Genomic DNA, 25355 nt, shown 5'->3' with positions numbered 1-25355 from the left:
GATTATTCCGTTGTGAAAACATTAAAGGCGGGAATTATCTCGCTTTTTTTATTGGTGTCTAGGTGATTTTATGCTGTTATAGTAGATGGTATTTTTTAAGGATAATTATATAGAATAATTTATTTTAAATTAAACTTATTTAATTTCTTTAATAAGAATAGTATAAACCGGAAAATGATCACTATATCCTCCGGTATAATTATCATTAGAAAAAGTACGGTAGGGATAGCCTTTATAAGGTCCTTCTTGTGTAACTAAATAAAATGGCGCAAACACATTCATTTTATAAAAGTGATAACCTTCCTGATCTGTAACAAGGGCGGGAGACATAATTTGTTGATCGAAAAAGCTAAATGAATCTTGATAGGCAATAGTTCCCAATCCTTTTTTAAATAAGTTCTCTGCGGGATTATAATAAGAACCGGTTGTTACGTTTTCTTTTTTAGATACCGTATTTAACCCTTTTTTAATACTTGGGCTGGTGCAATCATCATTAAAATCACCCATAGCTACTATTTTTGCCTTTGGGTTGATGCTTATTAGGCTGTCCATTGCTTGTTTTAAGACTTTGGCAGCCGCCATCCTTTTGGGAAGACTTCTTTGTTCACCTCCTCGTCGGGAAGGCCAATGATTGACGAAGAAATACATTTTTTCACCTTCTAACAAACCTTCTACCAGTAGTATATCGCGTGTATAATTTTTATAACCTTCTTGTCTGGGTAAATTTATTAACAGCTTTTGTTTATTTAGGGGGATAAACCTTGTTTTGTTATATAATAAGCCAACGTCAATGCCTCTTTCATCGAAAGAATTAAAATGAATAAATTCATAATTTCCTCCTCTTTTATTGATGGCTTCGCATAGATCATTCAATACATGCTCATTTTCAATTTCACATAAACCAATGATGACCGGCATAGATTGAGTTTCGGCTTTACCGGTTTCGGATATAACTCGGCTGATGTTATTGATTTTTTCTTTATATTTCTTTGAATTCCAACGTTTCGAACCTTTGTAATGGAATTCATCGGTTAAAATATGCTTTCTGATTACCTTTTTTCCTTTTAGTTTATTGAAGGATAGTTCACCTCTGTACATCTCATATCCGGATTGTAAAGCTTCATCTTCGGATACGCTTATTTGATACTTTGGATCATTAGGATCTAGGGTGCCGTTAATAAGATCAGCAGATGGAATGGTGTCATAGAGATTTTCTACGTTATAGGACATAACGGTTGCTGATTTATATCGTATTTGTGCTTCAATAGGGGTGTTAGCAGGTAATAAAAAAATAAAAACAAATATATTTCTTAAAAATATACGCATAGATCCGCTTTTTTTATATTAACAAAACTAAAAATAAATAATTATATTTGCTTCAATAGGCTTCTTGAAATTACTAAAAGATGATGAAATTTAAGTTATTGTATTGGATACTTTTTGTAAATCAGGTAATATTTGCGCAAACTATGATCTATGGTTATCTCAAAGGAGATCAAGATAAACCTTTAGATCAGGCTGTCGTTAGCTTAGGTGAAGATCGTTTGATACAATCCAAATCCGATAGGGTAGGATATTTTCAATTTAAAGATGTAGCTGCCGGAACTTATCTAATAATCATTAATAGATTAGGCTATGTGCCCTTAACTCTAACGGTAAAAATTTTTCCTAAAGAAACGAAGAAAGATTTAGGAGTAATAAAATTAGAATATAATCCTTCGCAAGAGGATGAAGGTTTATTGACTTTGATGGAAGATGATTTTTCGCCGGATGAAGAGAGTTCTCAATCTATGACAGGAATTGGGTTATTACAATCTTCTAAAGATGTATTTTCTAAAACCGCCTCTTTTGAATTAGGATCTTACTGGTTCAAAGTAAGGGGAATTGATAACAGTTATGCAAATATTATGTTTAATGGTATTCCAATGTCTAAAAATCATACAGGAAAACCTGATTTTGGAAATTGGGGTGGTTTAAATAATGTTGTTAAATATCCTTACGAATTAGCGGAAAATAATACCATCTCTGATTATTCTTTCAGCAATTTGGGAGGAACAACCTATTACGATACACGTTCTTCTTCTTACAGGAAAGGATTTCAGCTAACCTATTCTTTTTCAAATCGTACGTATCAACATAGAATCATGACAACGTATTCCTCGGGAATGCTTCCGTCGGGATGGGCTTTCACTTTTTCAGGCTCTAGAAGATGGATGGAAGAAGGAGTAATTGATGGGACTTATAATAATTCCTATGCATATTTCGCATCCCTGGAAAAAAAAATCAACGATAATCACAGACTAAATCTTACTGCATTCGGTGCTCCAACAAGAAAAACAGGAATGAGTCCTAATACACAAGAAGTATATGATCTAAGAGGTAAGAATTATAATTCATATTGGGGCTGGCAAGATGGAGATAAAAGAAATGAAAGGGTAAAAAGAATTTTTGAACCGATATTTATGTTAACTCATTACTGGAATTTAAGCGATAAATCAAAGATAACAACTACAGCCTCATATCAATTCGGGTATAATAAAAATTCCCGTCTAAATAGATATGAAGCCGATAACCCATCTCCAACTTATTATAAAAATTTACCTAGTTACTGGCTTAGTCAGGGAAATATGACGGAATATGAAAATTTTCTACATGCTTGGGAGACAAATGATCTCAACGTGACACAACTCGATTGGGAATATTTATATAATACGAATTATCATGCTCCAACATATCAAGATCCCTACAGCGGGCAAATAGGCAGAAGGGCTTCCTATTTCCTGGTGGATGATGTTTATAAAGATAAAACCTTTAATGCTGCCACTCATTTGCAGACTTTTTTAAGCGATAATTGGAAATTATTTCTCAATATTAATTATCAAAATTTAGTTTCAGATAATTATAGAGAGGTAAATGATTTATTGGGAGCAGATTTTGTCGTAAATAAAAGTTCATTTATCAAGGGTGATGGTTCCGGTTCATCTACCGATGATTATAACAGCTTAAAACCGGGTAGTGTGGCAAGGAAAGGCGAGAAAACGGAATATGATTACCGAATGTTCAGGCAGGAAATAACAGGAAATGCTACCTCAAGAGTAACGTTAAACCATTGGGAGATGGCAGTATCATTAGTATTCGGTTGGAATGAAGCCTATAGAGACGGAAAATTTAAACACGGATTATATCCGAATAATTCGTACGGAAAATCTAATAAAGCCAATTTTACAGAATTGGGTCTTAGAACAGGAATAACTTATAAGATTAATGGAAGAAATTTCATTATAGTAAACTCCGCCTATTTTGAGTCTTCACCAACTTTAAATGAAATATTTGTGAATTCCCGATTAAATAATGATATAACACCTCATATATCCAATCAAAGAATAAATACTAATGATTTAACATATATTTTAAAGTCTCCTTCTGTGAAAGCCAGGATTACCGGATATTATACAAAGATAAAAGATGCGGTAGAAATAACACGTTATTATGCTAAAGGAGTTAGTTTAGATGAAAGTGAAGACGCGTTTGTTTCAGAAGTTTTAGCAGGTGTTGAAAAAGAATATTTAGGGTCCGAAATAGGGTTGGAATGGAAATTAACACCATCTTTAACCCTCTCCGGTATAGCATCTGTAGGGCAATTTACATATAAAAATAATCCTAATTTGTACATACTTAGTGATAATTCACCGGGTGTACATGATTACGGATCTTCTTTCATTAAAAATTATAAGATTTCCGGAACACCGCAAAAAGCATATGTAATTGGTATTAAATATGATTCGCCTAACTATTGGTGGGTAGGAGTTAGTGGTAATTTCTTACAAGATAATTATTCGAATATATCTTCTCTATCAAGAACCAAAAATTTTATAATGAAAGATGATGCTTTTCCATATGAGGGAGCTACTCAAGAAAATGTTAAATCAATTATAAAACAGAAGCAATTTCAAGATGTTTTTATGTTAAATGCTTCTCTGGGTAAATCTCTTAAAATGGGTAAATATTCCCTGGGTTTAAGTGCTTCGGTAAATAATATTTTAAATGAAAGAGGATATGTTACCGGATCATTTGAGCAAGGAAGATATTCCAATTATGAACAATTGGAAAAAGATAAATCGTTGGCCTATCCGCTTTTTGGCAATAAGCTTTTTTACGATAGAGGCAGATCGTATTTCATAAACGTTTCTTTTAGATTTTAAATTAATGCTGAAATAAACGATAAATTTTAAAATTGAAAAAATGATTAAAAATAGTGTACTATTTATATTTATATCTTGGTTTCTCTTGGCCTGTGTACATGATGATGATTATAAAAATCCCTCAGTAAATCAAGGTCGGCTAATGCAAGCGACTGTATACATTTCTGATCTTTTAAAAACAGCTCCTGTTTTTACCGGAAAAAATGGTATAGAGGCACAAGCTTTTACAAATGGCGAACTTTTAGAGGGTTATGTTATTTCAACAGATCATGCCGGAAATATTTATAAAAATTTATTTTTAGTAACTGAAGACGGAACTCAAGGAATTGTACTCAGCATTAATAAATCCAGCTTATATACTTATTATCCGCTTGGGTCTAAACTATATATTAAATTAGATAATCTCTATTATGGAAAGCAAAACGGTATGGTTCAGATTGGTATGCTTCCCACACAGCCGGAAAAATATATCGTCGATCAAATATCCCCTTCAATTATGAAATCGAATATTATCTTGGGTAAAGATCAAAAAAATGAAGAAGAATTGGTTATTAAAAGAAATTCAGACGGTAAATTATTAACTGCTAGAGAGGTCAATAATAATGAAACATATTTGTGTACCTTGGTTGAAATTAGCGGAGTAGAATTTAATGAACCGGGTAAGACATTTGTAAGAAACAATTCAAGCACTGACAATCAGGTAAATACTATAAATCTCAATTATTTTGCTGTACCTATAAGTAATTATGCTTCTTTTGCGGGATATAAAATTCCCTATGGAGAGGGTAAATTGAGAGGAATTATGACCCGATATGATGGGATGTATAAAACCTATAGATTGAACCTGAGAACTATAGAAGATGTCAAAAATTTTCCACTTACTCAACCTTTTTTTATTGAAACTTTTAATAAGGTTTCAAATGTATCCGTAAGACCTAAAATAAATAATGCAATCGGTTTTGATAATTCTCAATCGGTCACCTATAGTGATCCTTATGGAAAAGCAGATATTAGGACTTCTGGAACTTCATTTCCTTCCCCTTTAGTTTGGTTTCCGGCAAATACTAATGCTTCATTAATTATAGACCATATCAATACATCAGGTCATAAACAAATGATTTTATCCTTTAAACTTAATGTAGGCATTTTTGATTCATTGGATATCGGCTTTGTGGATGATCTAATAGTTAAATGTAATGATTTTGAAGTAGAGCTGCCCCATATTGCTTTAGATAAAAGCAATAATAAAAATACATTTTATACTGTGCGAATTCCTATTCCCGATGATACTCAAAAAATTGAATTTTTTGGATCAGCAAGTAAAAATAAAAAAGGAATTAGGATTGATACGATACAATTGGAAGATTAATTATTGAAATGATGAAATTAAAATACATATATTCACTTATAATAATTGGATTAGTGGTTAAGGGATTTCTTATCTCCTGTGTTGATAATGATGACTACTCAACGCCACCAATTCCTCCAAGCGGATTTTTTAAAGAAACTTTTAATAAGGTAACTAAAGTCAAGGGAGGATTAATTATTTCAAGTCCATGGCCTAAAATATCTGCGGTTACTAATTTTGATGGAGAAGCAGTAGGAGCAGTTTATTCGGATTCATTTAAACTGGCTGATATAAGAAAATTAAACGGGACCAGTGAAATTGCCAAGAAAGAATTTTTTATATGGTTTCCGGCAAACAAAGAATCGTCTTTAATCATAAGTCATATTCCATTAGGAAACCGAAAAAATATAGCCTTGAGATATAATTTCAATGCAAACATTTATAACTCAGATGAAATTTCTAATACAAACAAGCTAAGGATTAGATTTAATGAGAAAGAGCTGACATTACCCGATATTGAACTCAATGCCTTCAACAATAGAAACAAATATAAAGGCGTAATGATCAGAATTCCGGATGAAATTTTAAAAGAAATTTCAACCTTAGAATTGATTAGTGAAGCGGCAAGTAATGATAGAGGTTTTAGAGTTGATGATATTGAATTGGTTGAGAATTTTCCGAATTTTGAATAAAGTCAAATAATATACAAACTGTTTTTTATAAACTATTTTAATTGGAATAATTTTGTATATTTAGTAGGTAAATTCTTTAAAAATAGTATATGCAAAAAACAGCTTTAATTACAGGGGCTACTTCAGGTATAGGTCAAGCTACGGCGAAAATATTCGCTGAAAATGGAATCAATCTTATACTCTGTGGAAGAAGAAAAAGTAGATTGGACGATATAAAAAAAGCATTGGAAGATAAAGTGAAAATAACCACTCTTTCATTTGATGTTGGAAATAGAGAAGCGGTATTTTCTGCAATAGAAAGTTTGTCGGATCAAAATAAGAAAGATATAAATATATTAGTAAATTGTGCAGGAAATGCCCATGGATTAGACACATTTTTGGATTCTTCAATTGATGATTTTGATTCGATGATCGATTCGAATGTTAAAGGACTTCTGTATGTATCCAAAGCCGTCGTTCCTATTTTAGTTGCCAACAAAAGAGGACATATAATAAACATAAGTTCTATTGCAGGAAAGGAAACTTATCCAAAAGGAACGGTATATTGTGCTACCAAACATGCCGTGGAAGCAATCAGTAAAGGAATGAGAATGGATTTGTTAACTCAAGGGATAAAGGTTACCAATATTGCTCCGGGTGCTGTTGAAACTGAATTTTCCTTGGTTCGATTTAAAGGAGACCAAAAAAGGGCAGATGCTGTATATCAGGGATTTGAGCCTTTAGTCGCAGAAGATATAGCGGACGCTATCTATTATGCAGTATCAAGACCTGATCATGTACAAATTGCGGATATGACCATATTTCCGAAAGCTCAAGCTTCCGGAACGTTATTTGACAGAAAATAATTTTTTAGTTACTTATTTTCATACCAGATATTCCAGGCATGATCAGCTTGTAAATGAAGCATTTCCAATCCATTTTTAGTTTGTGAACCTGCTTTTTTTCCCAGTTGTAACAATTTAGTTTCTTCCGGATTGTATATCAAATCATAAATTAAATGTTCAGGGGTAAAAAAATGAGTGGGTACAGGGGGACAATCATCTATATTAGGATAAGTTCCTACCGGTGTTGTATTTATAATTAAATTGTGAGATGAAATTATTTCTTGGGTTAATGAGCTATAAGTATTTATTCCGTTTCGGGAGATGATTGTATAAGGTATGGAAAGATGGTGTAAAATATAAGCGACCGCTTGTGAAGCTCCACCGTTACCGAGAATTAAAGCCGATTGGTGATGAGGTTTTAATAAAGGAACTAATGAGTTTTTAAAACCGATTGCATCGGTATTATAACCAATCCTTTTTTTACCTTTAATTTTAACCGTATTAACAGCCCCAATTTTTTCAGCCTCAGGACTTAATTCATCTAGAAAATCTAGTATATCTTTTTTATAAGGAATGGTAACATTAAAACCGAGTAAATCTGGCGTGTTAAAAAGTTTTGAAATATCATTTTTGGAAGGAATATCAAATATTTTATAGGAAAAATCTTTTAATCCCTGTAGTTTAAATTTTTCCGTGAAATAATTTTTGGAAAAAGAATAAGAAATATTTTTTCCTAATAAACCTAAAATCATATTTTTTTAAACTTGAAGTTACTAACAAATATATAAAAACCCGAGTTTATATTATACAAATTAAATAAAGATATGTATTTTTGCAGCGTTCAATCCATATTGGATGTTTATCGAACCAAGTAATCGAATATGAAAAAAATAATTATTGTCATAATAATTTTGTTTTTATTATTTTCGTTGGGATTAATTATTGTAGGCGTTCCTTATTACAAAAAATATTACAGCTCAAATGTTATACAGGAAAAGCTTATATATATTCCAACTCGAGCTAGTTACCATCAGGTAAAAAAAATGATCGCTCCTTATCTTAAAGACATTGAATCTTTTGACAAAGTAGCTTATGCCGAAAAATATCCGAATAAAATAAAAGCCGGGAGATATAAATTAAATGTAGGAGAAAATAATAAAGATTTAATCAGACGTTTATTATTGGGCAAACAAGATGAAGTTCATTTAAGAATTAAATCATATGATGACATTTATGAATTGGCTTCCGACTTAGGTAAAAATTTAGAGGACGATTCTTTACATTTTATAAATTATTTTAAAAAACAAGCATCATTAAAAGGATATAATGATGTAGAAGAACTGAAAATATATTTCACTCCGGAAACCTATTATATGGACTGGAATACTTCGCCGGAACTATTATTTTCAAGATTTGAAACTATTCATAACCGTTTTTGGAATGAAAAAAGAAAGGCAGAAGCCTATAACTTAGGGTTGTCTATTTTAGAAGTTTATACCTTAGCTTCCATAGTTCAAAGGGAATATGTAAATAAAGAAGAATTGCCCATCATTGCCAGCTTATATCTTAATCGTTTAAAAGAAAATATGAAATTACAATCGGATCCTACCGTTCAGTATGCAGAAAGAAAGGTATATGGTTTTAAGGTTCAAATCAAGAGAGTAAAAAATGTATCTATTGATTCTCCATATAATACCTATAAGTATAAAGGCTTACCTCCTTTACCTATTTGTATTCCTAATGATTTTGTAATCGATGCCGTTTTAAATCCGGCTAAAACTGAATATTTATATATGTGCGCTATTAGAAATACCGGCAGACATGCCTTTACTTCAAAACCGGAAGAACATATGAAAAATGCAAAAGCATATATAGAATGGTTAAACTCAATCAAAATAAACTAAAATAAATATTATGAAATTAAATTTGCTTAGTAAGTATAGAACTTTATTGATGGGTGTTGCCATTTTATGGGTCATGTTTTTCCATTCGCATGTGCAGGTAGGTACATCAACATTTTTTGAATTCTTTAAGCGTATAGGTTATGGAGGGGTGGATATTTTTATATTAGTATCCGGTTTTGGAGTCTATTTTTCAATCCATAATGATGATTCAATAAGACATTTTTATAAAAAAAGAGCGTTACGTATATTACCTTATTACTATCCAATTGTTATAATAGTAACTATTATAGCGATAAAATTGGGAATTTGGAATACAGATTCATTATTTTATAATTTAACAACCTTAGGCTACTGGAGAAATGTGGGTTTAGGAAAAATATACGATTGGTATATACCGGCACTTATATTTTTATATTTGGTAACGCCATTATATTATAAATTTTTTAAAATTAACAAGAATGTTACTACTATATTTGCTATTATAGCAGCATATGTTTTTAGCTATTCTACTAATGGGAATTATGATTATCTTTATAATTTAACTTTTAGAATTCCTCATTATGTAATAGGATTTTGGTTAGCCGATTTCTTAATTAGAAATAAGGAATATGAATTAAACAAATTTACAATAGTTTTATGTGCATTAAGTCTAATAGCAGGAGTAAGCTTTCTTTATTATTTTTATTATTATACTCCCTATTTTGAACAATATGGAATTTATGTGGCTCCTTTTATTCTTATAACATTCCCATTGTGTATGTTCTTATGTTATTTCTTTTCTTTATTTAAGTCGTATAAATTTCCTATTCTCACTTTTTTTGGAATTCACAGTCTTACCTTATTTATTTTCCACGAAAAAATCTTATTCTTATTTTATCTGTTTTTACCTTCAAATATTCAAGATATTTGCGCATTTATTGTAACAATTATTTTGGCGTATATTTGGCAAAAATTAGTTGACAATATTGTTAATAAGATAACTATAAAGAAAAAAACTTTCCAATAGGAAAGTTTAATATTATAATAATTAAAGCATTTTTAAAGTATTAACTTCGAGGTCTGTGAGAATTCTCCAGTAACCTCGTTTTAATGCTTTTTTAGTTAGTCCGGCAAACATAACCCGATCGAGCTTTTCTACCTCATATCCTAACCTTTCAAACATTCTTCGAATTATACGGTTCCACCCGATATGGATTTCAACCCCTACTTCGTTTTTTGGAGCTCCTTCAATATAGGATATCTTGTCAACCTTAGCTATACCCTCTTCAAATCGTAAACCATCCAACAATTTTCCAAAATCTTCAACCGAAACTTTTTTATTTAATGTGACATGATAAATCTTTTTAACTTCATGGGAAGGATGGGTTAATTTTTTAGTAAGATCTCCATCATTGGTTAAAAGAAGTACACCGGTGGTTTGCCTATCCAATCGGCCAACAGGATACAAACGATAAGGAGAAGCGTTGGCAACTAGATCTAATACGGTCTTTCTGGCCTTTTCATCCTTAGTGGTTGAAATATAACCTTTGGGTTTATTCAAAAGTACGTATACATTTTTCTCAGGACGAATATATCTCCCGTCAAAAAATACTTCATCGCCCGGTTGTACTTTATACCCAAATTCTGTAATAATTTTTCCGTTAACTTCAACAACTCCATTTTGAATAAATATATCCGCTTCTCTTCTGCTGCAAACTCCTGAATTTGCTATATATTTATTAAGTCTTGTTCCGTCATTTTCTTTAGGAGTTTTAGGTAATCTTTTTCTAAATGGAGCAGTTGATGCAAATCGTTTTTTATCCTCGAATTTATTTTTTTTACCGGGTTTATTTTCCTTTTTATCATTGGCTTTGAAATATTCTTTTTTATGAGACTTTTCATTTCTTCCAGAGCCTCTTCTGTCGTATGATTTATTATTTTTCATCTGTTACAAATCTATGTTAATATACCTTTATGATATATGTGAATATAAATAGGGTAGAAAGCTATTTTTAAACAAACTTCATTAAAAGTGCAAAGTTAAGGGATTCCCATCAATAAATACTAGAGAAATAGTGCCTAAAAAAATCCAAAATTTGATCATAAATATTAATATCTGAATATATTGAGGTTTACTTAACCAGATAACCACAATCGAACAAACGCATAATAGTATGGTTAGTAAATAATAAAGTCGTATTTCATAAAGATGAGGTTCGCAACTTAATTGAAAGGAAATACCTAATAATAAACAAAATAATATATTTAATATAATTTTGGTAGGTATAATACCTAAAGTATTAGGCAAAGTATGGTAGTTAAATAGATGATCATATTTATAGGAGAGAAGATCTTTACAAATATCTTTTATGAATATGATAAAGAATAAAAATCCAGAAAGATATAAAATGTAAGAAGAAAAATTTTCATAAAATAAAAACAGCGCTAAAAAAGGAAAAAGCATGATTGCAGAATTAGTCAAATTATTGATAAAAACTATTCGACTAAGTTTATGGCTGTAAAACCAAATGATAAATTGATAAATTAGAAAAAAAATAAAAATACGATAAGATAACACTATGGCAATAGTTAAAGATACGAAATTGAAAAAAATGTAAAATCGTAAAGCTATTCCATTACTGATAAATCGTTGCAATATAGAAGTTATCGGTTTATATATCATATCTTTTTCCTGATCGTAAAAAAAATTTATAATATAACCAGCCATGGCACTTAGTGATGAGGATAAGATAATACCATGAAGCTTTATATTTTTTAAATTTTCGACAATATTTTTTTCATCACCAAATAAATAGATAGCAGAAATATACATGGCTAGAATTAGCATAATTACATTAAAAATTCTAACTCTAACCAAAAAAGAAAGGTTAATTAAAAATATTTTTTTTCCTGAAGAGTACATCCATTAAGGATATTAATCAGGTAAAAATACAAAAAAAATTATGGGATTTATAATTAAAAACGATATACGATTTCTTTTTTATAATTTTTTAACATTTTTTCAGTAGCTTCATAATCCTGGGTAAAACCTAATATATATCCGCCTCCTCCCGATCCGCAAAGTTTCAAATAATAGGTATTAGTATCAATACCCTTTTTCCAAATTTTTAAAAATTTTCGAGGGATCATGGGGGTAAAATGATCTAAGGCCCACAGAGAAAGATGTTTCAAGTTTTGAAAAAAGGATCCCATGTCCCTATTTAGGAAAGAATCTATACAATTGTTATTATATTTTATAAATTCTTCTTTTAAAGTTTTTCTAAAACCTTCATTTTTAAGTTTTTCGAAAAAAATCTGAACCATAGGTTCTGTTTCACCGGGCATACCGGAATTAATTAAAAAAACAGCTCCTTTTCCATCTTTACTCTCAGTTAATCCTATTTTGTCAACATCTGCATTAGGCTGAATTAATAATGGGATATTCATATAACAGATAAGAGGGTCAATACCTGAACTTTTTCCGTGAAAAAAAGATTCCATTTGTCCTAAAACGTTTTTTAAATCTTTTAAATCAGTTTTTAGAATCTTATCAGATGAGATTTTATTTACAGAATATTTATCGAAGATAGCTGCTACCAGAGCACCGGAGCTACCAACCCCATATCCTTGAGGAATATTAGAATCAAAGAACATTCCTTTTTCAATATCTTTTTCAAGCTGAGAAATATTAATCGAAAATTTTTCAGGCAATGATAAAGTTTTCAAATAATCTGCAAATTTATGCAATGATTTATTTGATTTTGATTCAATTTCATTAAGTTTTGAAGAAAACTGTAAAGTTCCTTTATAGGTATTGTAGGGTAGGGTTAACCCTCTTGAATTTTCAATAATTCCATATTCTCCAAAGAGTAAAATTTTTGCATAAAATAAAGGATGCTTCATATTTTATATATTCTTCAAAAAACATTACAAATTTACACATTATATTAATTTTGTAATTAAAATTTAACTAATATTTTTATAAACCTTTGAAAGTTTCTAATTTTAAAAACTATTTAAATCCAATGGATATAAAAACAAAATATTCATGCTGATAATGAAAAAGTTGGCATTAATTTTTTCAGAGATTAAAACATTAACTTAATTTATATACAAATTTTGGGATATTGCATACGTATCATTAGTTTTTTAGGTTTGGATGTAATTGCTATTAATCACCTAATTAGCAAGTTAACCTGTTGTAGGCGGTTTTTTAAATAAGAAGTTAACTAGTTGTAATGTATGGGGGAAAATAAATTCAATAAATAACGGTATAAATATAAAGAAAAGAATATTCTAAAAATTAATTGAATAATTTAAAATAAAATAAAAAAATCCCGGAATTCCGGGATTTTTTTATTTTTATAAAGAAAAAATGTGATTATTACATCATTCCCGGCATTCCTCCACCCATTGGAGGCATTGCAGGTTCATCTTTTTTAATATCAGTAATTACACATTCAGTAGTTAATAACATTCCGGCAACAGAAGCCGCATTTTCTAATGCAACACGAGTTACTTTAGTAGGGTCAATAATTCCGGCGCTGAACATATTTTCGTATTGTTCAGATTTGGCATTGTAACCGAAATCATCTTTTCCTTCTTTAACTTTATTAACTACAACAGAGCCTTCACCACCGGCATTAGCTACAATTTGACGAAGTGGTTCTTCAATAGCTCTTCTAACGATTTTGATACCGGTTTCTTCATCTTGATTAATACCTTTAAGAGATTCAATTCCGTTAATTGCGCGAACTAAAGCGACACCACCTCCGGCAACAAAACCTTCCTCAACAGCAGCACGAGTTGCATGTAATGCATCATCTACTCGGTCTTTTTTCTCTTTCATTTCAACTTCTGAAGCAGCCCCTACATATAAAACAGCAACTCCTCCCGCTAATTTAGCAAGTCTCTCTTGAAGTTTTTCTTTATCGTAATCAGAAGTAGTATTTTCAATTTGAGCTTTAATTTGAGCTACTCTTTGTTTGATGTTTTCATCACTTCCTGCACCATTAACAATAGTCGTGTTATCTTTATCGATAGATACTTTTTCAGCAGTACCTAACATTTCTAATGTAGCTCCTTCAAGAGTTAATCCGGCTTCTTCAGAAATAACAGTTCCACCTGTTAAAATAGCGATATCTTCCAACATTGCTTTTCTTCTGTCTCCAAATCCCGGAGCTTTAACAGCAGCAATTTTTAAAGACCCTCTTAACTTATTTACTACTAAAGTAGCCAATGCTTCACCATCTACTTCTTCAGAAATAATAAGTAAAGATTTACCATGTTGTGCAACTGGTTCTAACACTGGAAGTAAATCTTTCATGCTGGATATTTTTTTATCGCATAATAAAATATATGGATTTTCCAGCTCAGTGATCATTTTATCTGTATTAGTCACAAAGTAAGGAGATTGGTATCCTCTGTCAAATTGCATACCTTCTACTACGTCTACGTAAGTATCAGTACCTTTTGCTTCTTCCACAGTGATAACACCTTCTTTTCCTACTTTACCGAAAGCTTCAGCAATAAGTGAACCGATAGTATCATCGTTATTTGCAGAAATTGATGCAACTTGTTTGATCTTTTCTGAATCAGAACCAACTTCTTGAGATTGTTTTTTTAATTCTTCAACAACAGCAGCTACTGCTTTATCAATCCCTCTTTTTAAATCCATTGGATTTGCACCCGCAGCTACATTTTTTAATCCTTCTCTTACAATAGCTTGTGCCAATACAGTTGCTGTAGTTGTTCCATCACCGGCAACATCATTGGTTTTAGAAGCAACTTCTTTAACCATTTGAGCTCCTAAATTTTCAATAGGCTCTTCTAATTCAATTTCTTTTGCAACAGTAACACCATCTTTAGTTACATGAGGAGCTCCGAAAGATTTTTGTATAACTACATTTCTTCCTTTAGGTCCTAAAGTAACTTTAACAGCGTCAGCTAAAGCGTCTACCCCTTTTTTAAGGGCATCTCTAGATTCAATATTAAATTTTATATCTTTTGCCATTTTAATTTTTTTAAGATTTGAGTATTTGGTTTAATTAAACAATTGCTAAAATATCAGACTCTCTCATTATAAGATAATCCTTTCCATTAAGTTTTAGTTCAGTTCCGGAATATTTTCCATATAAAACTTTATCACCAACTTTAACAGTTAACGGTTCGTCTTTTTTTCCGGCTCCTACTGCAACTATAACCCCTTCTTGTGGTTTTTCTTTAGCACTATCAGGGATAATGATTCCTGAAGCTGTTTTTGTTTCAGCAGCTGCCGGCTCTACTACTACACGGTCAGCCAATGGTTTAATTGATAGTTCTGACATATCTATTATTTTTAATTTTTATATTATTTTTTTAAACTAATTGGTAATACCCTTTTCTTTTTTCTAAAAATATGCCAAATAAAAGTTTTATGACAAAAAGAAAGTAAACGCGTCAAGGTGTCAGATGACTTATATATATGGTTTAAGTGGGGTATTTATTTTTATAAATAAGTATCTGTAATACAGCACTATAAGTTTAAAATACGTTTAAAAAGTTAAGTATAAATGAAAAAACCTTTGATAAAATAAAAATATCAAAGGTCTATAATGAAATATAGATAATTTAAAATTAAACTATATTATTTTTTATTTTTTTAACACTAAAAGATAAACTGATGTAATAAATTCCTAAAAACAACATAGATATGCTAACCCATATTAGCAAAGCGGCTAATCCTATTGGAGGGAATACCACTATTACAAATGAAAGGATAACTTCCAGTATGCCTAAAGTTAATAACCATCCCCAATTACTTAACCCCATGTTCTTAATATCAAACGAGTGGCCAATTAAACTAACTCCTTTAAATAACAGCCAGAAGCCAATAAAGAAAGATAAGATTCCCATTTGAGTAAATATATTGGAGGATATTAATATAATCCCTACCAATAAATCTAAAATACCACCGGCCAAATACCATCCCCAATTGCTGGTATGAGTATTACTTAATGAAAAAACAATTTCAAAAATACCAAAAATCAGAAAAGAGACAGAAAAAAATGTTGTTAAGAAAATTAGTGATGGAGTAGGAGACACCATTACTATAATACCTGCTAAAATGAACAATATGCCTAAAAGGAGCATAATCCACCAATTTTTTATAAATGATTTCATATAAATTTTATGTAATTATTAGGATAAGATAATTTCAAAAATAATGCCATGAAATTGTTATATACAAATGAAATAAAGGTTGATAAGTACTCATATAATAAGTGCAACTATTAAATTTTTATTTTTTTAATTAGGTATTATTATTGTAGATTGTCAACTAAAAAAGAGAATAATTTCAAATTGAAAAATAAATTAGATCTATTACAGCTAATCGAAGAAGCAAAAAATTCCAGGCAACAGGCTCAAAGTAAAATAGTAAATTTATTTTGGAGTGATATTAAGTCCTATATTTTTTCTTTAGTGAAAGATGAAAATTATTCAGAAGAGCTCACTGTTGAAACCTTTACAAAAGTTTTAAGTAAGTTAAATTTATACAATTCTGATTTTGATTTTAGAACTTGGGTCACTTCCATTGCGCATAATTCAGCCATAGATTTTTTAAGAAAAAAAAATAAGGATAAAAATAAATTTTTAGACGATGACTATCAACAGCCAAGAGATTGGGAACCATCGCCTGAGCAGTTGTTTATTGATAAACAAAATTTAGAAGCATTTGAAAAAAGATTAAATAATCTTCCTGAAAATTATCGAAAATTAATTTATTCTCGATATGTAGAAGGTAAAAAGCTTAAAGATATAGTTGAAGAAACCGGTTTATCTTTAGCTAATGTAAAAGTAAGCTTGATGAGAGCACGTAAGCTTTTATCTTAAAAAAAATTTACTTTAATTACCTGACAAATACTAAACTTTTTTCTGTAGATAATTGATCTGAATATTCATAGCCGTCCTCATTATACGTCTTGATATCCTCCCAATGGGTGATAGAGTTTTCAGCGCACCAACGAGTCATCTTTCCACGGGCATTTTTAAAATACATCATAATGCTTTTTAAAGTTCCATTTTTATAATCTTTAAATTCAATATCCATAACTTGACCTTTCAACTTTTTTAAGTCAATTACTTTAAAATATTCTTTACTCGCAAGGTTTAGTATAGGTTCATCATTTTCAAGTAAGTTATTCAAATAAGTATTCAATATATCTTTCCAAAATCCATATAAATCGTTGGCTTGTTCGGTTTTAAGTTTTTTGCCCATTTCCAATCGATATAACATAATATCATCTGAAGGATGAAGCAAACCGTAAAGACCTGAAAGAATTAATAAATTTTTTTGTAAATAATCTAAGGCGGATTTAGATAAGGATTCGGCATCTAGCCCTCTGTAAACTTCTCCTTTAAATGCAAAAATTGCCTGTACGCATTCCTTTTTTAAAGGATTGGGAGTCCATTTCTGAATTCGTTCCCAATTTTCTTCGGACAATTTTGATGAGATATTCAATAGATTTTCTAAATCAGAAGGAGAATATTCCTTTAAAACATGTTGTAATTTTTTACTATAATCAATGAATTCGGGTTGAGTGTGTTGATTCCAGCTTGAATTGGTTTCCAAACTCATAATTTTTGCCGGAGAAAGAAGTATTTTCATTTAAAATTTATTAGCGATGTAGCTAAGTTATTAAAAAAGATTGAAGTTTAAACGTTGAATTTAACTTATTTAAATACGAAAGGTTAGGAATTAATCCTAACCTTTGAAAAAAATTATATATATTTTTTATATTTCAAAATCAGAATTTACATCTAATTTTTGAGCAATAATCTTGTTTATTTTATTTTTCAAATAAGGAATGGAAACAGATTCCATTACATCCGCACAGAATGCGAACATAAGTAAAGCTTTAGCTTCTTTCTCATGAATTCCCCTTTGTTTCATATAAAACAAGGCATCTTCATCAAGTTGCCCTACAGTACACCCATGGGAACATTTCACGTCGTCTGCAAAAATTTCTAACTGAGGTTTCGTATCGATGCTCGAGTTTTCAGATAGCAAAATATTATTATTTTGCTGGAAAGCATTCGTTTTTTGAGCTATTTTATTTACTTTGATTTTTCCGTTAAATATGCCATGTGCAGAATCTTGATATATCCCTCTATAAAGTTCATGGCTTTCACAATTAGGTTGGTTATGTTTAACTAGTGTATGATTTCCCACTTCTTGTCCTTCTCCTATAAGAGTAACACCTTTTAACGTTGAATTGATATTTTCTCCTTTGTGATCAAAAGATAATTCATTACGAACCGTTTTGCCGCCAAAAGAAAAAGTATGCACAAAAGCGTTGCTGTCTTTTTCTTGTTCAATATAGGTAGAGTCTATTAAACAAGAGGAATGTTTATCATCCTGAATTTTATAAAGGCTGAAATTCGTATTTTTTCCAACAACTATTTCTGTAACGATATTATGAAAGAAGTCCAATTCAGAAAGCGTATGAATTCTTTCAGAAATTTGAATTTGAGACTGATCTTCAATGACAAATAAATTACGAAGGTTGCTAATGGCTTTATATTCTTGTTTTGAGCTTATATAGATTAATTCAATTAACTGATTCTCTATTGTATGTTTAGGTACATAAATAAAAGTACCTTCTTGATATGATGCCGTATTTAATACGTTAAAATAATTTTCATTATTAGAAATGGAATTTAGCTTAGAGAGAATAATTGTTTGATACGTTTCATTTTTTAAAGCTTCAGAAAAAGGAAGCACTTTCCATGAATCCTGTGGGTAATTGGAATACATTGGTGAAATGATTCCATCAATCAAAACTATTTTAAAAGAATTCGATTCATTACCTAAAATACTCTCTATAATCTCTTTAGAAACAGGATTATTTTTTGCAGCTTCATAGGTTTCCGGATTAAAATCTTCTATTTTTGAAAATTTCCAATCTTCATTTTTTGAGGTAGGAAGACTGCTATTCTCTAATGTTTGTTGAGCTTGTTTTATAATTTTTACTAATTCTGTATGTTGTGGAATGTTCATTTTACTAATTTTAGTTAAGAGGATGACTGATTGGCGTATTTGAAAATTATAACCAATCGTAACCTTTTTCTTCTAATTCCAATGCTAATTCTTTAGTTCCCGATTTTATAATTTTTCCGTTCATTAAAACATGTACGAAGTCAGGAACGATATAATCCAATAAGCGTTGGTAATGAGTAATAACTAAAACGGCATTATCTTTATTTTTTAATTTATTAACCCCATTAGAAACAATACGTAATGCATCAATATCAAGCCCTGAATCCGTTTCATCCAAAATGGATAATTTAGGTTCTAACATAGCCATTTGGAAAATTTCATTTCTTTTCTTTTCACCACCTGAAAATCCTTCATTAAGAGATCGGGAAAGAAAATCTTTTCTTATTTCAAGCATTTCAGATTTTTCTTTAACTTTTTGTAAAAATTCTTGTGCCGAAATATCTTCCTGTCCGCGAGCTTTGCGATTAGCATTTATGGCTGCCTTTAAAAAGTTGGAAACGCCTACACCAGGAATTTCCACGGGATATTGAAAAGACATAAATATTCCGTCATTGGCTCTTTCTTCAGGAGCAAGGTCTAACAAATTTTTTCCGTCTAAAAGAATAGAACCTTCGGTAACTTCATAATCTTCTCTTCCGGTAATTACGTTGGAAAGCGTACTTTTTCCCCCTCCATTAGGCCCCATAATCGCATGTACTTCTCCTTTATTGATTTCAAGATTTATTCCTTTAAGTATTTCTTTTTCTCCAATTCTTGCGTGCAAATTTTTTATTGATAGCATTTTTATCGTATATTATCTTAAACTTATTCAAAAACAAATATACTACCTTTATAACTGCTGTAAAAAATAGGTTATAAATTTTATTGATTTCAAAATTGATTAACATTATTTAAATAAATATTTTTCAAAGACTTACTAATGCAAAGGTTTCCTATTAAATGGAATATTTCACAGAAAATCTCTCATTTTAAAATACTTCTTATTTAAAAAAGTATGTTTTAATAAATTCAATGAATTCAATTGATGTTGATTCTCTTTAAATTAAGAGTCTTTATCGTCAATATCCAGTTTTTTACTTATAATTTTCTTTAAAGCCGATGGAATCCACTTTAAAAGTTGTTCAATGCCATCTAAAATTTCTCCCGTATATGCACCGGTAAGCATACATAATACGTATATAGTATTGTGGGATACATCGGTAAATTCTTGCATCAGTATCCCCATAGAAATTCCTATTATTATGGAAATGGGTGTTTTAATAAGAAGTCTGCATACCGAAGTTCCTTTATATAAGGAACGAGCGATCATACTGATCACAGTAACAAGGATCACACCTTTGTTTTGGATAAAAAAATCAAATAGTGTTTCGTTAATTTCTTTATAATATGGTATCATATGGACTTTTTAAAGGTTGTTATTTAAGGTTTTAATATGAAATACACTTTAATTATATCATATAAAATATTAATTTTTAGGGTGTCTTGTTTCGATAACAAAAATTATTAGCTTATTACTTCTTGAAAATTAAGGGATAAGAAAAGCTAATAATAAAGAAGCTTTTAATAAAAAAGAATAAAAAAAGGAAATTCTTACTAAATGAAATCGGTAACATATCAATAGATAAATCATAAAAAAAGAATATTTTCTTTCATTTTATTTGTATTCTCGTAATATGGTTGCTTTCTCTTTCAAAATGAAACTCAGGTCGTTTCCATCTTTTTCGACGTATTTCATCTAATTTATCTTCAATTTTATCAATGAGGTCGACGGGTATTTCTAAAGGGTAGGACCACTCTAAAATTTTAATCTGATTATGATGGATGATGCATCTTTCCTTTAAACTAAGAAATTTTCGAACTTCAGAATCATAGCTTAAACAGGTTCTTAAATCATGGATGTTTAATTTTCTTTTTCTCATGGTATGGTTTATTAATTGGTGAATTAATTCTTTTTAATTGCTAATTGAGACTAGGCTAAATCGGGTTATAATTGAATATTAATAATTGGAGCATTTTAGATTCGCGAACTATATTAATTAAACCGTTATAATTCGTGGAATCAATCTTAAAAATGGTATTTTGTTCTTAATATTCATTTAATTATTTATTAGTTCCTATTTAGTTAACATCTTTCTTGTTTGTTTGTAAATCGAAATAAAAATTTCGATATCTAATAAATTAATTTTCTGGTAATTATATGGGTTTTTAAAAAAATAATGTATATTTACGTTATAATACAAAACAAACATACAAACATATTTGCAAAAAATAAATAAAATATGAAAAATAACACAAATTTCTTTGAAAGAATAGCTGAGATCATTAAATATAAAGGATTTAGAAGTGTTCATGATTTTGCAATTAATGGGTTGGGATATAGTTCTTCGGAAAAATTAAACCGATTAAAAAGGGAAGGAACTAAACCTTCTTATGACATATTAGAAGATATTGCCAATAAGTTTGATGAAATAAATGTAAATTGGCTTCTTACCGGAAGGGAATCCATGTTAAAAAGAGGATCAGGATTTCCGAGGGGAAAAGAAATTATTACTGTTCCGATAAATGTGCACCGTAAAACGGCGGATCCTGTTAGAGAAATACAAGATGTTCCATTATATGATTTAGAAGCTACGGCCGGTTTGGTTGAGCTTTTTAAGGGGACTTCCAGTGAAGCGGTTCTGGATCGAATTCGTATACCGGGTATAGCTAATTGCGATGGAGGAGTATATGTGAAAGGAGATTCCATGTATCCATTACTGAAAAGTGGTGATATAGTATTATATAAAGAAATAACTTTAGATAAAATTTTTTGGGGAGAAATGTATTTACTATCTATAAAAATTGATGATTGGAGTGAATATATTACCGTTAAGTTTGTCCAAAAATCCGAATTAGGAGACAATTATATAAAGCTGGTTTCACAGAATCAACATCATCAGCCTAAAGATATGTTAATGGAACATATAAATGCTATTGCGTTAATACGAGCAAGTATACGGTTGCATAATTAAATTACTATTTTTAATACATTTAAGATTTTATACGGTTAAGTAAAATTTATTTGTAAACTTCATAAAGTAACTTTTTTACCTTAACCGTTTTTTTTAAAACCTGTAGATATTATAAATTTTTTATAAATAAATAATATTGTGATCGATAGTAATTAAAGGCTTATTAGTTCAAAATTATATAAGAATATAGATGATCCTCAAATATAATAGTATAATAAGGAATATTTAATCCCTGTAATAGATGCGCTTTACTCTGGGCGAAATAGAGGTTAAGACTTCATAAGGAATTGTTTGATACCAGTCAGCATATTCTTTCAAACTAGGATTTTCACCAATTATAGTGACTGGGTCACCTTCCTTACAAGCAATGCCCGTTACATCAATCATCATCATATCCATACAAATATTTCCAATGATAGGAGCTTTCATTCCCTGTATCGTTACATATCCTTTACCATTTCCTATGATTCTACGAATACCATCTGCATAGCCAATAGGTAAAGTTGCAATAGAAGAATTTTTTTCAACAACATAATGTCGACCATATCCGACTGTTTCTCCGGGTTTAAGATTGTGAATATTAGAGATAACAGTTTTTAAAGTAATTACATTTTCCAGCATTTTTAAAGCCTTTTCGTTATCAATATATCCATACATACCAATACCTAAACGAACGGCGTCAAATTGATAATCGGGATAATTAAGAATACCGTTTGAATTTGCTATATGAAGAAGAGGTCGATAACCTAATATTTTAACTAATAGATCAAATGAATATTTCAGTCTCGTCGCTTGTAATCTGGTAAATTCTTCTTGCTCTAACACATCGGACACTGCAAAATGACTGAAAACCGATTTTACCTTTACATAAATATTATCTTTTAATAAGTCACCTAATTTTTGAGCTTCATCGGGTTGGAAGCCTAAGCGATGCATTCCGGTATCTATTTTAATATGAATAGGATAATCCGATACGTTTTTTTCTTTTAATTTTTGTGTAAATAAGTCAAGTTCCCTAAAACTGTATATTTCCGGCTCCAAGTTATATTCAATGACACGATTATAACTGCTGATTTCAGGATTCATAACCATAATAGGTAAATAAATCCCCCGGTCTCTTAATTTAATACCTTCATCCGCATAAGCTACGGCCAGATAGTCTATATGATAATATTGTAAAACTTCTGCAATTTCAAAATTTCCCAAACCGTAAGAAAAAGCCTTAACCATGGCAATAATTTTAGTTTTAGGTTTTAATTGACTTTTGAAATAATTTACATTAATCAAAAGTGAATTCAGATTAACTTCCAGTATGGTATCATGAGATTGAATTTGCAATAATTGAGCGACTTTTTCCAATTCAAACGCGCGGGCCCCTTTAATTAATAGGGCAGCGTCTTTTATAGATCGACTTTCTAAAAACTTAATAACTTCTGCTGTGGACAAAAAGCTTTTTAATATAGCATTAAATAAGCTTTGATATTGGTGCATTTTTTCTCCTACTAAAAGGACATGATGTAAAGGAAAAGAATTAACCAAGTCAGCAATTTTTTTATACAATGCAGCTTCAGGAAGACGAGATTGGAAAATATCCGACAATATCAATACTTTTTTAGGTTTATTTTGCTGAAAAAGAAACTGTAAGGCTATTTCCAAAGATTGATAATCCGAGTTGAAGGTGTCGTTTATGATAGTACAATTGTTAATTCCCGATACTTGTTCTAAACGCATCGATACCGGTTGCAAATGAAAAATTTTTTCTTGTATAAAATCGTATTTACAACCCAATTCAGAAAGTACGGCTACTAAACATAATACATTTTGAATAGAGGCATTATCAGTAAAAGGGATAGTATATTTTCTTTTTTCTCCCCAAATGGAAACGTTCAATTCTGTTGTATTACCGGTAAGAGAAATATCTAATAATTGGATGTCTGAATTTTCCTTTCCGAAAGAAATTAATTTTTTATTGGGATACGTTTTTTGAATTATTTTTGAAATAATCGGATCACTTGGATAAATAATTACCCTTGAGTGTTTAAAAAGTTTAATTTTTTCCACAATTTGCTCTTCCCGATCTTTAAAATATTCGGAATGAGCTGCCAGTACATTTGTGAGAACTCCAATCGAAGGATGCAAAACATCTTCCTGTTTATCCATTTCACCGGGTTTGGAAATTCCGACTTCAAAAATTCCTAAATTGTGTTTAGAAGTAATTTGTAATAGAGATAAGGGAAGTCCAATTTGAGAATTAAAACTCTTAGGACTTTTTATAATTGAAAATTCATCCCATAAACATTGGTCAAGCCACTCTTTTAGTATAGTTTTACCATTACTTCCGGTAATGCCTATAGTTAGAAGATTAGGAAAAGAATTTGTGTGATGACGAGCCCATTTTTGCAATGCAGAAACCGTATCATCTACTATCAAATACGTAGCATCGGGATGCATTGAGGGAATATGTGACGCTATAAAAATTCGAACCGATTTATTATAGGCATCTTCCATATAAGTATGTCCGTCTCGAACTCCTTTAAATGCAATAAAAGTACCATCGGCAGGAGATACTATATTTCGGCTGTCATAGAATACATGTTTAATTATTCTATCAGGATTGCCGATGAGTTGGGCATCGATAATTCGAGCCAGTTGAGATGCTGAATATTTCATCGTAGAATCTCTAGTTAAATTTCATCCTTTTTCTGTACTTTTTCCTTATTCATTATCTCCCAAAAAGCTTGCCTGCTTAGAGGTTCATATTTGTCCTTTTCTCCTAATTCCACCAAGTTCTCACCGGATGAAATTCGATGGGAATAATTAGCTAAATTTCCGGTTTTTACGCAAACAGCATGTACTTTTGTTACGTATTCGGCGGTAGCCATTAAAAAGGGCATCGGTCCAAAAGGTCTGCCTTTAAAATCCATATCCAAACCTGCAACTATAACTCGTTTTCCTTGATTAGCAAGTAGATTGCAAACTTCCACTATAGTATCGCTAAAAAACTGAGCTTCATCGATTCCTACAACATCGCAATCGGCTGCCAAAAGAGGAATTTCTAAAGGATTATCAATAGGAGTGCTGGGATAAGAAGTTTGATCATGGGAAACCACCAATGTTTCATCATATCTTACATCCATGGCAGGTTTGAAAATTTCAACCTTTTGTTTTGCAAATTCTGCACGTTTAAGTCTGCGTATAAGTTCTTCAGTTTTACCGGAGAACATGGAACCGCAAATTACTTCAATCCAGCCAGTTTGTTGAGTGCTATTTGTTGTATTTTCAAGAAACATTTGTAAATTTCGGGTCTTTAATAAAAATTTTTACAAAAGTAGAAATTAACGAACATATTAAAAAGC

At 30.5% G+C, this 25355-nt stretch carries 23 protein-coding genes; 8 read left to right on the top strand and 15 right to left on the bottom strand.

Translation table 11 applies throughout. From position 1 onward, the window contains the following. Positions 1 to 135: 135 nt before the first annotated feature. Positions 136 to 1326, bottom strand: a complete 1191-nt coding sequence (locus GFU93_RS08430; protein ID WP_160568705.1) for an endonuclease — start codon at positions 1324 to 1326, stop codon at positions 136 to 138. An 80-nt stretch (positions 1327 to 1406) separates the two neighbouring features. On the opposite strand from GFU93_RS08430, the gene GFU93_RS08425 reads away from it, so the two are divergent. From GFU93_RS08425 to GFU93_RS08410, 4 genes are all read left to right on the top strand, one after another. After that, positions 1407 to 4202, top strand: a complete 2796-nt coding sequence (locus GFU93_RS08425; protein WP_160568703.1) for a TonB-dependent receptor — start codon at positions 1407 to 1409, stop codon at positions 4200 to 4202. Positions 4203 to 4242: 40 nt separating this feature from the next. Continuing rightward, on the top strand, positions 4243 to 5571 hold the full coding sequence (locus GFU93_RS08420) for a DUF5689 domain-containing protein (RefSeq protein ID WP_160568701.1): 1329 nt from the start codon (positions 4243 to 4245) through the stop codon (positions 5569 to 5571). Positions 5572 to 5582: 11 nt separating this feature from the next. Beyond that, positions 5583 to 6242: a hypothetical protein gene (locus GFU93_RS08415; RefSeq protein ID WP_160568699.1), complete on the top strand. Its 660-nt coding sequence runs from the start codon at positions 5583 to 5585 to the stop codon at positions 6240 to 6242. 89 nt (positions 6243 to 6331) lie between these two features. Then, positions 6332 to 7087 (top strand): SDR family NAD(P)-dependent oxidoreductase, encoded by a 756-nt coding sequence (locus GFU93_RS08410; RefSeq protein WP_160568697.1) that lies wholly within the window; start codon positions 6332 to 6334, stop codon positions 7085 to 7087. Between the two features lie 8 nt (positions 7088 to 7095). Here the strand turns inward: GFU93_RS08410 and GFU93_RS08405 are convergent, their stop codons facing one another. Next, the gene (locus GFU93_RS08405; RefSeq protein ID WP_160568695.1) at positions 7096 to 7818 is read right to left on the bottom strand and encodes a shikimate dehydrogenase; all 723 of its coding nucleotides are present in this window, start codon (positions 7816 to 7818) and stop codon (positions 7096 to 7098) included. A 129-nt stretch (positions 7819 to 7947) separates the two neighbouring features. On the opposite strand from GFU93_RS08405, the gene mltG reads away from it, so the two are divergent. Both mltG and GFU93_RS08395 read left to right on the top strand, forming a co-directional pair. After that, a complete protein-coding gene (gene mltG, locus GFU93_RS08400; protein ID WP_160568693.1) occupies positions 7948 to 8970 on the top strand; it encodes an endolytic transglycosylase MltG in 1023 nt (340 codons plus the stop codon). A 10-nt stretch (positions 8971 to 8980) separates the two neighbouring features. Further along, entirely contained in the window at positions 8981 to 9976 is a 996-nt protein-coding gene (locus GFU93_RS08395) for an acyltransferase (RefSeq protein WP_105296419.1), read from the top strand. Positions 9977 to 9997: 21 nt separating this feature from the next. Here the strand turns inward: GFU93_RS08395 and GFU93_RS08390 are convergent, their stop codons facing one another. The 6 genes from GFU93_RS08390 to GFU93_RS08365 form a co-directional block, all read right to left on the bottom strand. Next, positions 9998 to 10894, bottom strand: coding sequence for a pseudouridine synthase (locus GFU93_RS08390; RefSeq protein WP_160568691.1), 897 nt, complete (start codon positions 10892 to 10894; stop codon positions 9998 to 10000). Positions 10895 to 10975: 81 nt separating this feature from the next. Further along, positions 10976 to 11872 carry a UbiA family prenyltransferase gene (locus GFU93_RS08385; RefSeq protein WP_160568689.1) on the bottom strand — a complete coding sequence of 299 codons (897 nt, stop codon included), beginning with the start codon at positions 11870 to 11872 and terminating at the stop codon, positions 10976 to 10978. A 53-nt stretch (positions 11873 to 11925) separates the two neighbouring features. Further along, positions 11926 to 12852 carry a mevalonate kinase gene (locus GFU93_RS08380; RefSeq protein ID WP_160568687.1) on the bottom strand — a complete coding sequence of 309 codons (927 nt, stop codon included), beginning with the start codon at positions 12850 to 12852 and terminating at the stop codon, positions 11926 to 11928. A 481-nt stretch (positions 12853 to 13333) separates the two neighbouring features. Next, positions 13334 to 14962: a chaperonin GroEL gene (gene groL / locus GFU93_RS08375; RefSeq protein WP_105296415.1), complete on the bottom strand. Its 1629-nt coding sequence runs from the start codon at positions 14960 to 14962 to the stop codon at positions 13334 to 13336. Positions 14963 to 14996: 34 nt separating this feature from the next. Further along, positions 14997 to 15275, bottom strand: coding sequence for a co-chaperone GroES (gene groES / locus GFU93_RS08370; RefSeq protein WP_055426187.1), 279 nt, complete (start codon positions 15273 to 15275; stop codon positions 14997 to 14999). 289 nt (positions 15276 to 15564) lie between these two features. Next, positions 15565 to 16110 carry an HdeD family acid-resistance protein gene (locus GFU93_RS08365; RefSeq protein ID WP_160568685.1) on the bottom strand — a complete coding sequence of 182 codons (546 nt, stop codon included), beginning with the start codon at positions 16108 to 16110 and terminating at the stop codon, positions 15565 to 15567. A gap of 180 nt (positions 16111 to 16290) precedes the next feature. Here GFU93_RS08365 and GFU93_RS08360 point away from each other — a divergent pair, with 180 nt between their 5' ends. Beyond that, positions 16291 to 16821, top strand: coding sequence for an RNA polymerase sigma factor (locus GFU93_RS08360; RefSeq protein WP_158254190.1), 531 nt, complete (start codon positions 16291 to 16293; stop codon positions 16819 to 16821). A 16-nt stretch (positions 16822 to 16837) separates the two neighbouring features. Here the strand turns inward: GFU93_RS08360 and yaaA are convergent, their stop codons facing one another. From yaaA to GFU93_RS08335, 5 genes are all read right to left on the bottom strand, one after another. Next, positions 16838 to 17596 (bottom strand): peroxide stress protein YaaA, encoded by a 759-nt coding sequence (yaaA, locus tag GFU93_RS08355; protein ID WP_160568683.1) that lies wholly within the window; start codon positions 17594 to 17596, stop codon positions 16838 to 16840. A 126-nt stretch (positions 17597 to 17722) separates the two neighbouring features. Further along, positions 17723 to 18988 (bottom strand): Fe-S cluster assembly protein SufD, encoded by a 1266-nt coding sequence (gene sufD, locus GFU93_RS08350; protein WP_160568681.1) that lies wholly within the window; start codon positions 18986 to 18988, stop codon positions 17723 to 17725. Between the two features lie 46 nt (positions 18989 to 19034). Continuing rightward, a complete protein-coding gene (gene sufC, locus GFU93_RS08345; RefSeq protein WP_160568678.1) occupies positions 19035 to 19769 on the bottom strand; it encodes a Fe-S cluster assembly ATPase SufC in 735 nt (244 codons plus the stop codon). Between the two features lie 261 nt (positions 19770 to 20030). Continuing rightward, a complete protein-coding gene (locus tag GFU93_RS08340) occupies positions 20031 to 20384 on the bottom strand; it encodes a hypothetical protein (RefSeq protein WP_160542565.1) in 354 nt (117 codons plus the stop codon). A gap of 253 nt (positions 20385 to 20637) precedes the next feature. Beyond that, positions 20638 to 20907: a hypothetical protein gene (locus GFU93_RS08335; RefSeq protein ID WP_105296408.1), complete on the bottom strand. Its 270-nt coding sequence runs from the start codon at positions 20905 to 20907 to the stop codon at positions 20638 to 20640. Between the two features lie 360 nt (positions 20908 to 21267). Between GFU93_RS08335 and GFU93_RS08330 the strand changes: the two genes are divergently transcribed. Further along, positions 21268 to 21999 carry a S24 family peptidase gene (locus GFU93_RS08330; protein ID WP_185150456.1) on the top strand — a complete coding sequence of 244 codons (732 nt, stop codon included), beginning with the start codon at positions 21268 to 21270 and terminating at the stop codon, positions 21997 to 21999. Positions 22000 to 22224: 225 nt separating this feature from the next. Here GFU93_RS08330 and GFU93_RS08325 read toward each other — a convergent pair whose 3' ends face one another. Both GFU93_RS08325 and GFU93_RS08320 read right to left on the bottom strand, forming a co-directional pair. Then, positions 22225 to 24669, bottom strand: a complete 2445-nt coding sequence (locus GFU93_RS08325; RefSeq protein WP_160568676.1) for a bifunctional UDP-N-acetylmuramoyl-tripeptide:D-alanyl-D-alanine ligase/alanine racemase — start codon at positions 24667 to 24669, stop codon at positions 22225 to 22227. Between the two features lie 14 nt (positions 24670 to 24683). After that, positions 24684 to 25289 (bottom strand): thymidine kinase, encoded by a 606-nt coding sequence (locus tag GFU93_RS08320; RefSeq protein WP_160557642.1) that lies wholly within the window; start codon positions 25287 to 25289, stop codon positions 24684 to 24686. Positions 25290 to 25355: the final 66 nt, after the last annotated feature.

The sequence above is a fragment of the Apibacter sp. B3546 genome (genome assembly GCF_009827885.1).
Lineage (GTDB): Bacteria > Bacteroidota > Bacteroidia > Flavobacteriales > Weeksellaceae > Apibacter.
The sequence above is the reverse complement of the archived record's forward strand: the minus strand, read 5'-3'. Positions and strand labels throughout refer to the sequence as shown.